The organism is Butyricimonas hominis (assembly GCF_014287455.1).
Classification (GTDB): domain Bacteria; phylum Bacteroidota; class Bacteroidia; order Bacteroidales; family Marinifilaceae; genus Butyricimonas; species Butyricimonas muris.
Map to the genome: position 1 here is coordinate 80533 of NZ_JACOOH010000009.1, position 14245 is coordinate 94777.

Genomic DNA, 14245 nt, shown 5'->3' on the forward strand with positions numbered 1-14245 from the left:
CTCATGAATAGAAATATAGAACCGCCTATTACCGAAATATCCCGCCCGACCTTGTGGGGACACCAACAAATCACACTTCCCAACGGACTGGAAATCGTGTACCTGCACGACCCGAATCAGGAAGTGTTCAAACTTGACATGGTAGTACCCGCCGGGAGTTACAATCAACCGCAACCCGTCGTGGCGTCCTCCATGCTCAACATGCTCAACGAGGGCACCCGAAAGCATACAGCCGACGAAATTGCCGAACTTTTTGATTACCACGGGGCTTACGTGGATTTCAACTGCGGGGTACACAAGTCGGAAATAAGCATGATTTCCTTGAATAAATACGCCAATGAAACGATCCGAATGGTGGCGGAAATGATACTCGAAAGCGTCTTCCCGCGAAAAGAACTGGAGATTTACATACGCAACAGAAAGCAGCAACATCTGGTAAGTATAGAGAAGACCGCTTATCTGGCACGCATGGAATTTATTTATCGCCTTTACGGGGATACGCATCCTTACGCCAATCGCTTCACGCTGGAAGACTTTGACCGGGTAACACCGGAGATATTGATGAATTTCTATAAAGAGCGTATGCAAGCCTCCCGGTGCCGGATCATGCTTTGCGGTAATATCAACGAAGGCGTCCTCTGGGAAGTCAGTGAAGCCTTCGCTCCCATGGGTAATTTGCCCTTGCCCGAAACTGAACAATTTGCCATGCATCCTTACGCACCGGGCAGGTACCACGTGTCAAAGCCCGACGCCGTGCAAACAAGCATCCGTATTGGGAAATCCGGCGTGTCCTTGCTTGACGAGGAATACACGGACTTTCAGATACTCAACATGATACTCGGCGGTTATTTTGGCTCCCGGCTGATGTCTAATATCCGGGAAGAGAAGGGTTATACTTACGGCATCGGTTCCTATAACGTCAATTTGCCTCTGGCAGCTTACTGGATGATCGCCACGGACGTCAATGCAGACCAAGCCGAGGCGACTATCGACGAGTGTATGAAAGAAATCCGACGCCTTCAAACCGAACCCGTGCCGGAAGAGGAATTACACCTCGTGAAGAGCTATTTTAACGGTGAACTGTTGCGGGAACTCGACGGCGTATTCGCCCAATCGGATGCCCTGAAACATAAACTCAATTACGGGACAGACAACTCGTTCTATTTCCGGATTATCGACCGCATCCGTACCTGCACGGCAGAAGACATCACGCGTATGGCAAACAAATACCTCCGACCGGAAGAGATGTATATTATCACGGCGGGGAGATAAAGGGAAGAGGCTGGTTGAATTGTCTTTGTCATTTTGACCAGCCTCCTCTACTACTTGTTCATTCTAGTTTAATCTGAAATTAATCGGTGCTGTATATGATACTCTCACGGGTTCTCCTCTTTGTGTCCCCGGAACCCATTTGGGCATGTTTTGCACAACTCTGATCGCTTCCTTATCTAACAAAGGATGGACAGAACGAAGAACAGTCACACCCGTAATTGTTCCATCTTTTTCAATAATAAATTGAACCGTCACCCGACCTTGGATCTTTTGTTTTTGAGCTTCCTCCGGATATTTTACATTTCTTCCCAAATATTTATTTAGATCTCCCGGGAATTGAGGCATACTTTCCACAACTTGAAAAATATCATTGGAATTTCTTATACTGGCTGTAGTCGAATCTACAGAAACCGAACGAAGATCATCTATAGCAAACACGCCATCCTGCATTTTTACAACTAATTTTTGTTCATCTTTCACATCACGAAGTTGCCCTTTCTTCCCGACATAGGAGAAAAACAATTCCGCACCGGGTTTTACGGTGATCGTAAACTCGCCTTTGTCATTTGTAAAAGTTCCGATATTAGTCCCTCGAATGACCACAATAGCATTCTTCAATGGTTTATTATCAGCATCCATCACAATTCCTTTTGCCACAATAGAATCTTTCCCAACCACGCTTGCGTACTCTCCGTTCTGTTGCACAATTGCCTGAACGTTGCTGGACAAGATCAACAGTCCCACTACCGGAAACAGCAAGGCATACTTGACCAGTCCCATTTTTGATGTTCTTTTTTTATTCATCATCATAATACGTTTTTTTAAAGGTGTCACGTTGAATTTATTAACTATTTGAGCTGCAGCCGAAGTACAAGTAAGGCGAAGAAGATGATACTGATAGGCTTTCCGGTCAAAACCAGAAGTCACAACCTGTTTATCCGCCAAAAATTCCAGATTACGTCGAATCTCCCGTTTCAATAACCACATGGCAGGATTAATCCAGAATAATGCACACAACAATTCGGAAATCATCACGTCGACAGAATGACATTGATCGACATGTGTTTTCTCGTGTGTCAGAATCTCCTGTAAATCATGGGATTCATACAGGGAGGGATTAATGAATATCCACTTGAAAAAAGAGAATGGCGTAACATGAGCTGGTAAAGCTATAACGGGAGTGGAATGACAGAGCACGCGTTCCCCTTTACCCATCAACCGGAATATAGAAAATATTTGTAATAAAATACGAATCAACAAAACGCTCGCCACCAAGCCATAACACAACCCCACGATACCCGTTACGGTAAATCGCGTTACCGCCTCATCCGGTCTCACCGTTATTTCCGGTAAGAAAACAGTCGTGTATTGAGAAACAGTTTCTTGAATGACCGCCCTCTGTTCTTCCCCGAAAGTAAAAGGAATCAACGGGTAACACAAGGACAAAACAAGAATCGTCAACAAGCAAACCCGACGGCTCGTGAAAAAGGTATCCCGACTAAACAATAGTCTATAAAAAAGATAAAACACGATAAACGCTATATTTATCTTCATCAGATAGATGAATGTTTCACTCGTGAACATGGTTTTTATTTTTATTGTTTCTCGATCAATTTGATAATCTCTTGCAGGTCTTCTGCCGAAATTTTCTGTTCTTTAGCGAAAAAGGTCACCATCTCTTTGTAAGAATTCTCGAAATAATTTCTCACGACTCCCGACATGAACTTTGTCTTGTACTCGTTTTCATCCACGAGCGGCATATACTCGTAAATATTCCCGTGCTTCTTACTTGTCAGAAATCCTTTTTTCTCCAAATTCTTCACGATTGACGCCACCGTCGTGTAAGGCGGCTTCGGTTCTTCCATCTGATTTAGAAAATCTTTTATGACTCCGTTTTTCACCTGCCAGATGATCAGCATCACTTCTTCTTCCTGATATGTCAATTTTTCCATACATCTTTCTTTTACGATTCTTTCGCAAATCTACGAATATTTCGTAATACTACAAACTTTTCGTAAAGAAAAATCACATATTATTTTTCACAAAACCATTTTTCTCCCTTCCCGTATACCTCCTAAAACGGGAAACATGAAAAGACTATTATTTATCACCGGACTATTACTCGCTATTATAATTATTCCGGTCAAAGCGCAAAGCAAAAAAGAAATTCGATTCGAGAAAGAGTTTCAGAAAACACTGGCACTTGTCAACAGTGATAAATTTATCGTGAAATTCTATATTGCCACGCCCACGGTGGAAACCCTTTTCACTCCTCCCGGAGCTGGGAACAATATTGATATTGAGCCTAAGAACAGTTACTTGTGGGTAAAAGATTCCCTCGTGGGAGTAAAAATCCCTTATTTCGGTAGCGGAGTCGTGAAATCCGGTTCACAACTGGACTCCATTTCATTCCAAAATATCTTGTTCAGCCGGACGGTGAAAGTCTATTGGGAAGGCAAGAAAAAAGCGATAGCGTACCAGCTTACCGTTATGTCCGGCGGGAACGTGTACTACTTGAACATGCACGTTCAATACGACGGAACCTGCTATCTCTATCTCAGCGACCGAAGACGCTCCCCGATCAGCTATGTCGGTCAGATAGTAAAAAGGGACTGACGAATACTACCACCTATTCGTACAGTCCCCGGCCACGCTCTCAATTCACACCGAGCATCTGATTTATCGTAAACAACATGGCTTGATAATGAGCCTTATCAGCCGGATTTGTCGTTACTATCCCTCGTTCCAGCAAAGATTTGATCTTCAATGCCGAGTCATAATAATACGTCGTTGATTCATCTATCGCATCACATGTCACGGGACTTTGCCACCCGTACCCGTAGCCAAAGCCGGACAGTCGCATTTGTTCTGCCATATAAGCCTTTCCTTCCCGTGCTTCCAATTCCGTCAACTCTTTGGAGTAACGTGCGATCGTTCCCGTTTCATCCAAACCGTAAAGACATATTTCCTGTATCGAGGGAGCATAAGCGACCTCTGCCGAGATTGCGGTCAACCCGATCTTGTTACCCCCGATAAAGGTCAAGGATTTTCCCATCATATTCACCATCGCTTTCTGCATCACCTTATCGCCGTGCGACAACTTCCGATTTCTGATAGCGGCATCCCATACTCCAACATACAAGTCATTAAAAAATTCCGCCATCGTGTAAGGATTCTTTTCCTCCAAATAAGAAGACAACGTCACGTTCATATAAATCTTCGTCAACAAATCGGCGACAGCACTATTCAACGTTGCCGACGCTTTCGAGTGTAACCCGAACTTAGAGCATACCTCCCGGTTATCCAGCCACTCGTTATTTTGCAGTTGCCCGATCACCCAAGCTACCGCGGCTTTTTGTTTGGCTTTAGGTACCGGAGTATAACGCTTGGCAGCTGTCCCGTCTTTCGCATCGTTCAAATAAATACCACCGATACAATACGCCGCATTCTGTAGATAACGGCTATACTGGCTCACGATCTGACCATACAAAACCTGACGATACTCCGCCGTTTCATCATCTTGAATCCATTTGTTGAGATTCGACAAGATATATTTCAGATTCTTGATACCGTATTCTCCGGCTTTTATAGGATCATCCCCCAAGTCTTCCTCCAAGGCACTCGGATCATAGCGACTGGCAAGCTGCTGTTTACCGAAACGATACATAGGATCGCCCGCTTTGGCATCAATCCACGATTCCAATACCCGGGTTTCCTCCTTCAAGGAAGTGCTTTCCGGAAAATAAGAATACAACCATTTGATCACAAATTCATCATAAACACCCAAGTCCGGGGGAGTCAAACGCACGCCTTTATCACCGGGTTGAGCCACGTAATTAAACCGGGCATAGTCCATGATAGAAGGTGTCGTACCGTATTCGCGGGTAAACTTAGCCGAACGTAGCGAGTCCACGGGGAATGCACTCGACGCCGCCATATTATGCATCAAACCGAGGCAATGTCCCATTTCGTGTGAAACCACGTAAGCCAATGCTTCTTTCAACACGTCGTCCGGCAATCTCTTACCTCGCACTCGCGGGTCTACCTGTGCCGTCTGGATAAAGCGCCAACTCGTCAACATCTTCACGACATCGTTATACACTAGAATAGACGCGTTCAATATTTCTCCCGTGACCGGATCAACCCACGAGGGCCCCATAGCGTTCTGCACGGCGGAAGGCACGTAGCGTATACAAGAATATTTCAAATTATCCGGGTCGAAATCCGGATTGTCCGTCGGGAAATCCTTCACTTGCACCACGTTCTTAAAACCAATTTTCTCGAAAGCCTTGTTCCATCTCATCAAACCCATACGTAAAGGTTCTTTCCACAACTCGGGAAAAAGCGGGTCCATGTAGAACACGATCGGTTTCACGGGTTCCACCGTTTCTCCCCGCTTGAATGCCTCCACATCTTTAGGCTCCAAGCGCCAACGATTGGCTAAAGTATAATACTGCAACTGATCGCCCTCGTTGGAAATCTGTTGTTTGAAAGTAAGAAATACCCCCATTCTGGCATCCGAGTAACGGGGACGCATCCGGTCTTCCGGTAATAATAACAGGGTACGGGTAGCCTTGATCGTCAAAGGACGATTGCTATACAGCATCCTTGTCAACAATTTAGCACTCACGCTATAAGAAAGCGATGATTTGATCGACACGTTATCCTCGAAAGCTTTGATATCCTCCAACGAACACAAGGAACGATTCACCGAGGCCGTGTAGGTCAACGGATAGGAACCCTCGGAAACAGGAGAAAGGGCTGCCTCACCGCCATTAAATAAAGCCGTCACATCAAAAACCACCGCCGAACTATCCGGGGAAAAAGCCAACACTTTGTATGCCTCGATAATCGGATTCACGAAATTCTGTGCCACGATCTGTTGCAAACGGGCATCTCCGGCATCATAGTTAATCCGGGCATTCACCCGCCTCATGTGCACGGTACTATCCGTCAGCGTGAAACAGATATGCATCGGGCTTTGCGGTTTATACCCGTTTATGGCTATCGTGTTATCACTTGTTTCGGTCGTGGCGGAAGCGAGCAGCATATCCCGTCCCATCACTTTCAAGGGTATCTCGAAATACAACTTTCCATCCACCTTATGCAAGGTCATAAAACCTCCTTTGGCCATTTCGTGGGCTTTTCCTTTAAAAAGCTTCTCGTATTTAGAGAGTTTCTTTACTGGGGGACGAGGTGCAGTCTTTTCCTCCTCTTTGGTTGTTTTCTTTTTATCCTCGGATGCACTGGCGTTCCGGAAACAAGAACCCACGAGCGCCACAGTGACCAACAATATCATCCATCTTTTCATAGTACTATTATTTATATTTTTCTTCTAATATTTTCTCCGTAACCAAAAGCATCGCCCGGTAGTGCGGACGTTCTTCATCCCGTACCGCGGCAACCTTTTGTTTCAACATCCTGTTGCACTCTTTCACCAGTTTATAGTAATAAATCGCCTCGTTCTCCAACACCCGGGTTTCAATCATCCGTTGCCAGCCGTAGCCATTACCGAATGCCGTCAAATCCACCTCTTCCGAAGCGAGTAAAGTGGCAGCCGAAAACTGTTTTCCCCCGATAGTAGCCACCCGAGACTGGCAAGCCCCAAGCCATTCCGTTTGCATCAATTTATCGACTAGCGTCAACTCCTTGTTTTCCATGACCGTTTTCCACACCTCATCATACACGTCCTGCATAAACTCTTCCATCGGGTAAGGATCATCAGACAAATGCGCAGACAATGCCACGTAAGATTTACGGGCGAGTAAACGGGAAATCACATTGGAACGGGTTCTCCACGAATCGGGCAAACCCAAAGAGAACTTTTCCCATAATTCCCGGTTGTCCAACCATTCACTATCTCGCAATTGCCGCATAATCCACAGCACGGCGCACTTCTGCCGCTCTCTAGCCACCGGACAGAAACGCTCTCCGGGGGTTCCCTCCTTTACCTCCGTTAAATATATCCCGCCCACGTGAACGAGAGCGCTCATCAGATAGCGCTCGTATTGCGTCACCAACGCCGAGTACAACTGCCGACGATAAGCGGCATCCGAATCATCTTCTATCCAATCCTTTAAACGTGAAACAATATACCGCAAATTCGCTATCCCGTAATCACCCGCCTTCAACACGTCATCCCCCAAATCATTTTCCAATGAAGACGGATCGTAAGCACTCATCCATTGCTGTTTCCCGAAACGATAGACCGGATTTCCCGCCTTTTCATCTATCCATGCTTCCAGCACCCGGGATTCCTCCTCGAAAGAAGCCATATCCCACAAAGGCGTGTACAACCACCGAATAATAAATTCATCATACTCACCCAAATCCGGCGGAGTTAATCGTACACCCCGATCTCCCGGTTGAGCCACGTAATTATATTGCAACCGATCCATGATCGAAGGTGTAATACCATATTTCGAGGTAAAAGAAGCCGAACGCAACGAATCGACCGGGTAAGCGTAAGAAGCAGCCAGATTATTCATCAGCCCCAGACAGTTCCCCATTTTCTGTGCTGCCATAGCTTCCAACGACTCGCCAATCACCTCGTCCGGTATCTTCTTTGCCCTCACGTTAGAGTCTATTTGTGCCGTCTGCACGAACCGATCCCGCTGAATCGCTTTTACCACGTCGTTGAATATCAATATCCGGGCATTCAATATCTCCCCCGATGACGGGTCTACCCAAAAAGGACCGACACCCTCTTCCAACGTGAAAGGAATATACCTCACACACGAGTATTTCAGGTTATCGGGATCAAAATCAGAGTCGTCCGTCGGGAAATCCCTCACTTAAATCACGTTCTTGAAACCGATCTTCTCGAAAGCCTTGTTCCATCTCAATATCCCCCTCTTGATTGGTTCTTTCCACCCTTCCGGAAAATGATTGTCCACGTACATGACGATCGGCTTCATCGGTTCCGTGAGTTCACCCCGCTTGTAAGCCTCCGCATCCCGGGGTTCGACACGCCACCGCCGGGCAAGCGAATAGGAACGTATAGCCTCACCCTCGGCCGGAATATGTTTTCGTTCCGTCAGAAACAACCCAAGACGGGAATCCGACAAACGGGGACGCATCTTATCCTCTGGCAACAACATCAATGTCCGGGTTACCTCCACGGTTACCGGCTCCTGCTTCATCACCGGAAATATAAAATAGTAAGCACTAATCGAGTAGGACAGCGAAGACCTTACCGACACGTTATCGTCAAATGCCTTGACCTCGCCCAAATGAGAATAAGCAGGCGTCATCTTTCCCGTGATCCGGAATTGCCCGGAAGCCGGAACGATCGGGGTAAGCTCCCGCACGTCCGAAATAAATAAAGATGTCACATCGAAAACAACTGCCGAACTATCCCGATTATATGCCAAAATCTTATAACCATATAGTATCGGATCACGATACCCCTGTGCCATCACTTGCCTCATCCGGGGATTATTCTCGTCTACTGTCACGGAAGTTGCCACCAGTCGCAATTGCACCGTACTGTCCTGTATCATGAAGCGCACGTGCATCCCTCCACCGGGCGCATATCCGCTCACGGCAGCCAGATTGTCACTCGTCCCGGAAGTAGCCGAGGCAAGCAACATATCCCGTCCCATCCACTTCAACGGCATCTCGAAATAAAGTTTCCCGTCCATCTTATGCAATGTCATAAAATCACCGGAAACTGTTATATATTTTTTACCTTGAAACAGTTTCTCGTATTTCCCCGGTTGCGCCGTCTCCTCTTTTTTCCGCTTCTTTCGTTCGGAAGCAGACACGGTAGAAACAGACCAAAAGCCCAGAGCAACCAAAACTATACAAGGTATTATCCACTTTCTCATAATCATCTGTTTTAATTCATTCCCGCCTGTTTACCCAAAACCTGCTTTATCATGAACAGCATCGCTTGATAATGCGTTTGCTCCTTTCCCGTGAAACTTTCCATCTTTTCCTCCAGCAAACGCTTTATTTTAAACATAGCCTCTAAATAATAAGTCGGCATCTCTTCCAACGCCCGGGTATCCACCACTCGTTGCCACCCGTACCCATTCCCGAAACGGGACAATTCATGTTGCCGTATCACGCCGATATACCGCTCCGTCATTCCCGTCGGGTCCAATCCATAACACCACGTATCCAACAACGTCGGACAATCTCCATCTGTCAAGCCAACCCGACTTCCAACCATCGTTTTCATCGGTTCCTCCGACTGTTTCACGAATAGCGATTGCAGGATCATATCTCCCGCCGTCAATTCCCGTCCCTCGATAGCACTCACCCATATCCCCGCATACAGATCATTGAAATAATCCCCGACCGGATATCCTCCCGCGAGTGAAGCCGACAAGGTAACCCGGCTACACGAGGCGATCAGTTGCTTGCCGATAATCTCTGTCAAATTCACGGACGAAGCCATTCCCAACGGGAATTTCCGTAACACAAGCGGATCATCCAACCACGCCATATCCCTCAACTGCTCGAACACCCATTTCACAGAAGCTTTTTGTATTTCAGCGGATACCGGTCGATAGCGTTTATAAAAACTTTCCTCTTTGGCGTCGGAAAGATATATTCCCCCTATATTATAGGTCACGTTCCGGATATAGCGATAGTATTGATTTACAATATGATCATACAATTGCTGACGATACTCCGCCGCCGGATCATCTTCAATCCATTCATTCAACCGGGCAAGGATATATTTCAGATTCTGTATACCGTATTCTCCCGCTTTCATGGGATCATCTCCCAAGTCCTCCTCGATTGCGGACGGATCATAACGCCCCATAAGTTGCTGTCTTCCGAAACGATACATCGGATTATCCGCTTTCTCGTCCACCCAACTTTCCAATACCTTCGCCTCGTCCCATATCGAAGTCGTCCCGTAAACAGGCGTGTACAACCACCGGATAACAAATTCGTCATACACTCCTAAATCCGGAGGTGTCAGCTTCACTCCCGCATCACCGGGCTGCGCCACGTAATTAAAGCGGGCATAGTCCATAATCGAAGGTGTCGTACCATATTTCCCCGTGAACCCGACCGAACGCAATGAATCCACGGGATAAGCACTCGATGCCGCCATATTATGCATCAGTCCCAAACAATGTCCCACCTCGTGTGCCACGACGTAACTCAACGATTCGTGTAATACCGCTTCCGACAACACCTTTCCCCGTACCGACGGGTCTACCTGTGCCGTCTGCACGAAGCGCCAGCCCCGAATCATCTCGATCACGTTATTATAAATCAATACACTCGCGTTCAATATTTCTCCGGTAGACGGGTCTACCCACGAGGGTCCCATGGCATTAGCCACCCCTGTCGGCACGTAGCGAATACAGGAATACGTCAAGTTATCGGGATCAAACGAACGATCATCCCGGGGAAAATCCCGTACTTGCATCACGTTTTTAAAACCGATCTTCTCAAAGGCACGATTCCATTTCAATACCCCTTCCCGTATCGGCTTTTTCCAAGCCTCCGGGAAAAGTGTATCCACGTAAAAAACAATAGGCTTCACGGGTTCTACCGGTTCTCCCCGTCGATAAGCCTCTTCGTCCCGAGGCTCCAAACGCCAACGATTGGCATAAGTATATCTTCCTACCTCTTCACCCCGATCCGACAGATAACGCTTTTGCGTCAGAAATACCCCTAATCTCAAATCAGAAATCCGGGGACGCATCCTCTTTTCCGGTAACAACAACAAAGTCCGGGTTACCTCCACGTTCAGCGGTTGATCTTTCACCAACGCCATCCGGTCATAAGTAACCGAATAATTATACATCAATCGTGATTTCACAGACACGTTATCTTCAAACGCCTTTAATTCCAGCACAGAAGACAGATTACCATTATAAGAAGCCGTCACCTTCATTCCCCCACTCTCGTCGGGTATCGGTGACAACTGAGGTTCTTCGTTCAAAAACATCCCCGTCATCTCGAACACCACCGCCAAACTATCCGGCGTATACGCCAATACCTTGTAAGCCGCCGCTACCGGATCACTGTAATTCTGTCGAATAATCTGTTCCATCTTCTCTTTATCCCCATCCGCGGCTATCCAAGCATTCACCTTCCTCAACTGTACCATACCGTTCTCCAACGTGAACCGGACATGCAAGGGAGTATTCTCTTTATAACCATTCGTGCATACTGTGTTATCCGTGGAAACCGTAGTCGTAGAAGCAAGTAACAACTCTCTCCCCATCAGTCGCAAAGGATATTCCAAATAAACCTTTCCGTCCATTTTATGTACCGCCATAAATTCACTGATAGCGGTTTCATATCTTTTCCCTTTAAATAATTTATCGTACTCGCTCAACTCCACCTTTACCTCCGCCTTGCCTTTCTTCTTCTTTTTCCAGAATCCGGCATCCGCGGAACAAGGGCAAGCCAACAAATACACGAACCACACACCCCATACTAACCATTTACTCATACATCTTTTTTTAATACGTCGAACCAAACACCCCTCTTTTTAAACACAAAGAGTTTTTAATTCAAGGTGTTATCTTTTGGATAACACCTTGAAAAACATCATATCAATAAAACTCAACACTATTTAAATCTGGCTTTCATATCCGCCACGACTTTCTTCATCAAGTCATACTTTCTTAATACATAAGGATAATCTTTATATTTCTCCTTGAAAGCCGCATCGTCATTCATGTACACCTCGGTCACGTAATCCATCACGTCCCGTAGCTCAGATACAGTTTGACAAGTATTTACATTATTGGTTTCTCTCCGATCAAACGACAAGAATCCGTAATTTTCCACAGGAGCCATTTTAGGAGTCGTTGCTAAAGTCAACCTAAAAGAATAGATAGAACCATTCGGATTAACTTCTTTTCTACACACATTCAGAAATGGTTCTAATTCAATCTTACAACTATCAACCAAATAAGCACCTATTTGCTCTCCCACAACTTCCATCGCCAACCGGTGTAATCCGCTTTCTTCCATATTCTTTAATTCCTTGACATGAGAAACTAAAGTAGTCATTGTACCCCTAAAGCAATTTGCTTCATATTTAGTAGCATTCGATAACGTCAAATCATTCACTAACAAAAAACAACGCGGATATAAAACAGGAGATAGCAATTCCGGCAAAATTCGTGCTTGTATAAATTTCACACCAAGCATCAAGTCATCCCGATCATCACTCAATTCATAAACTACCTTTTTTACTCCTATGTAAATCATGTTATACTCGGGATTTATCACTTCATAATACATTATCGGTTCACCGAAAACATCCATCCCTCGATTTTGACTTCCGATCGTATCCTTATAAAAAATCGGGACACCACTCTCTTTGTATACCTCATATCTTAAATGATCTAACGGATCATCCGAATCCTCAAGAATATACCAATTTTGATCAAAATACGACGGACTCAAGTCACTCTCTTTATAACAACTACCAAAAAGAAATATCCCACATATATATCCTAAAAACAATATTTTCGCTTTCATATTCGATGATTTAAAATTTCATATTTATCTTTCTGGACGAATATTATCCTTTAAAACTCCATCATTTGAAGTAAGCGCATCTTTCGGGAAAGGCAATAACCATCCTCCATCACTAGGATATTCCTCCAACACATACGTTTTCTCAAGTATGGCACTACTTCCCGTCCAAATATAATAAGGATGTTCTATCCTCGTCTTTTTCGGATACTTAGGATGTACCGCATAACGCCTTAAATCAAACCAGCGTTGTCCAGTATAGCACAATTCCCGACGACGTTCTTCTCTAATAAAATTGACTAAATTCTCCCCGGATAAATCAATCGTACCCACGTTAGTCATTCTCTTTCCACGAAGTTCTTGAAGCGTTTCAATTGCTTCCGTTGTTCTATCTAACATAGCCAAAGCCTCTGCCTTATTCAAATACACTTCAGGCAGAATTAAACTAACACTATGAACTTCAGAAGTTCCGGCTTTCATCTGTGCAAAATAACTACCTAAATAATATTTAAAGAAATGCGAATCTTTACCTGTATTAAACCGCAAATCATTATCGGCATCATAACAATTAAGCAAACTAGACGAAGCAGCTGCAGTTTCCATTGTCGATTGCACTAAAATAGGACCATAACTATTGGTAAAAATACATTCGCTTGTAGTTTGTTTCCTCCGTTGTGTATTATAAGCTGCAGCAGTCATTGTATTCAAGTCGATCAAAACCGAACCACCCGGCTTTTCTAAAATAGCATTACATTCATCCAATGCCAACTGATATTCATTCATATACAAATACGTCTTGGCAAGTAATGCCCGAGCCGCATTTTGATTAGCCCTACGAGTAGATTGCTGCACAACACCTTCCAGACAGACAATCGCATCTTTAGCATCTTTCACGATTTGCCGATAACATTCTTCCACGGAATTCCTACTAAAACCTTTATCTTCTATATAGTCAGTCAATTTAATTGGAACCCCCAAATCTATTGAAGCCGTTCCCGGATTATAAGGATGCCCCCAAAGATTCACTAAATAAAAGTAATAAAAACTTCTCAAAAAAAGTGCTTCCCCTTTTATCCGACTATAATCCTTCTCTTCTTTAAACCGTTCGACTTCTCCCAAAATCACATTAACCATACCTATACATTCATAAAGTTTATGCCAGGTCAAAGGACCTTGATAGTAATTAGGTTGATCGTCATCAAAAGGATAAGGTGTCCATTTATAAAACTCTTTTAGTACATGAAACATCACGTTCTTATTATCCTGAGGTGCTTTAGATAAAAAATGTACCACATCGTCATCCATTAAATCCAACCATAAAAAACGATACGGATCCCCGTTTGTATTTTTTTGCAAATACCCGTTTCCTATCAATAGTTCATCTAAATCCTGAGTAGAATGAACGTAACTTAAATTCTGTGATGTTTCTTCCAGAAACTCCCCACAGGAAGAAGTTACTAAAAGTAACGCTATCACGTATAAATATATCTTATTCATATTTCGATTC

At 44.7% G+C, this 14245-nt stretch carries 10 protein-coding genes; 2 read left to right on the forward strand and 8 right to left on the reverse strand.

From position 1 onward, the window contains the following. Positions 1-3: 3 nt before the first annotated feature. On the forward strand, positions 4-1272 hold the full coding sequence (locus H8S64_RS18520) for a M16 family metallopeptidase (protein ID WP_186978110.1): 1269 nt from the start codon (positions 4-6) through the stop codon (positions 1270-1272). Between the two features lie 63 nt (positions 1273-1335). Here the strand turns inward: H8S64_RS18520 and H8S64_RS18525 are convergent, their stop codons facing one another. Together H8S64_RS18525 and H8S64_RS18530 are read right to left on the reverse strand one after the other, a co-directional pair. Further along, positions 1336-2856, reverse strand: a complete 1521-nt coding sequence (locus tag H8S64_RS18525) for a M56 family metallopeptidase (RefSeq protein ID WP_186978112.1) — start codon at positions 2854-2856, stop codon at positions 1336-1338. An 11-nt stretch (positions 2857-2867) separates the two neighbouring features. Beyond that, positions 2868-3224, reverse strand: a complete 357-nt coding sequence (locus tag H8S64_RS18530; protein WP_099294076.1) for a BlaI/MecI/CopY family transcriptional regulator — start codon at positions 3222-3224, stop codon at positions 2868-2870. 136 nt (positions 3225-3360) lie between these two features. On the opposite strand from H8S64_RS18530, the gene H8S64_RS18535 reads away from it, so the two are divergent. Beyond that, a complete protein-coding gene (locus H8S64_RS18535) occupies positions 3361-3888 on the forward strand; it encodes a DUF4251 domain-containing protein (protein ID WP_099294078.1) in 528 nt (175 codons plus the stop codon). Positions 3889-3928: 40 nt separating this feature from the next. On the opposite strand, the gene H8S64_RS18540 is transcribed toward H8S64_RS18535, so the two are convergent. The 6 genes from H8S64_RS18540 to H8S64_RS18560 all read right to left on the reverse strand — a co-directional run bounded on the left by H8S64_RS18540 (position 3929) and on the right by H8S64_RS18560 (position 14235). Then, positions 3929-6583 carry a zinc-dependent metalloprotease gene (locus tag H8S64_RS18540; RefSeq protein WP_186978114.1) on the reverse strand — a complete coding sequence of 885 codons (2655 nt, stop codon included), beginning with the start codon at positions 6581-6583 and terminating at the stop codon, positions 3929-3931. A gap of 7 nt (positions 6584-6590) precedes the next feature. Further along, complete coding sequence (locus H8S64_RS22630; protein ID WP_366482959.1) at positions 6591-8066, reverse strand: zinc-dependent metalloprotease; 1476 nt, start codon at positions 8064-8066, stop codon at positions 6591-6593. Beyond that, on the reverse strand, positions 8067-9101 hold the full coding sequence (locus tag H8S64_RS22635) for a DUF5117 and DUF5118 domain-containing protein (protein ID WP_255469608.1): 1035 nt from the start codon (positions 9099-9101) through the stop codon (positions 8067-8069). It abuts the gene before it with no gap. An 11-nt stretch (positions 9102-9112) separates the two neighbouring features. After that, positions 9113-11701 (reverse strand): zinc-dependent metalloprotease, encoded by a 2589-nt coding sequence (locus tag H8S64_RS18550; RefSeq protein ID WP_186978116.1) that lies wholly within the window; start codon positions 11699-11701, stop codon positions 9113-9115. A 119-nt stretch (positions 11702-11820) separates the two neighbouring features. After that, entirely contained in the window at positions 11821-12741 is a 921-nt protein-coding gene (locus H8S64_RS18555) for a hypothetical protein (RefSeq protein ID WP_186978118.1), read from the reverse strand. Between the two features lie 24 nt (positions 12742-12765). Further along, positions 12766-14235, reverse strand: coding sequence for a RagB/SusD family nutrient uptake outer membrane protein (locus tag H8S64_RS18560; RefSeq protein WP_186978120.1), 1470 nt, complete (start codon positions 14233-14235; stop codon positions 12766-12768). Positions 14236-14245 lie beyond the last annotated feature (10 nt).

What these genes read in the sequence shown, in the direction of transcription:
- H8S64_RS18520 (WP_186978110.1), top strand. Translation starts at nt 4, where the DNA reads ATGAATAGAAATATAGAACCGCCTATTACCGAAATATCCCGCCCGACC.
- H8S64_RS18525 (WP_186978112.1), bottom strand. Translation starts at nt 2,856, where the DNA reads ATGTTCACGAGTGAAACATTCATCTATCTGATGAAGATAAATATAGCG.
- H8S64_RS18530 (WP_099294076.1), bottom strand. Translation starts at nt 3,224, where the DNA reads ATGGAAAAATTGACATATCAGGAAGAAGAAGTGATGCTGATCATCTGG.
- H8S64_RS18535 (WP_099294078.1), top strand. Translation starts at nt 3,361, where the DNA reads ATGAAAAGACTATTATTTATCACCGGACTATTACTCGCTATTATAATT.
- H8S64_RS18540 (WP_186978114.1), bottom strand. Translation starts at nt 6,583, where the DNA reads ATGAAAAGATGGATGATATTGTTGGTCACTGTGGCGCTCGTGGGTTCT.
- H8S64_RS22635 (WP_255469608.1), bottom strand. Translation starts at nt 9,101, where the DNA reads ATGAGAAAGTGGATAATACCTTGTATAGTTTTGGTTGCTCTGGGCTTT.
- H8S64_RS18550 (WP_186978116.1), bottom strand. Translation starts at nt 11,701, where the DNA reads ATGAGTAAATGGTTAGTATGGGGTGTGTGGTTCGTGTATTTGTTGGCT.
- H8S64_RS18555 (WP_186978118.1), bottom strand. Translation starts at nt 12,741, where the DNA reads ATGAAAGCGAAAATATTGTTTTTAGGATATATATGTGGGATATTTCTT.
- H8S64_RS18560 (WP_186978120.1), bottom strand. Translation starts at nt 14,235, where the DNA reads ATGAATAAGATATATTTATACGTGATAGCGTTACTTTTAGTAACTTCT.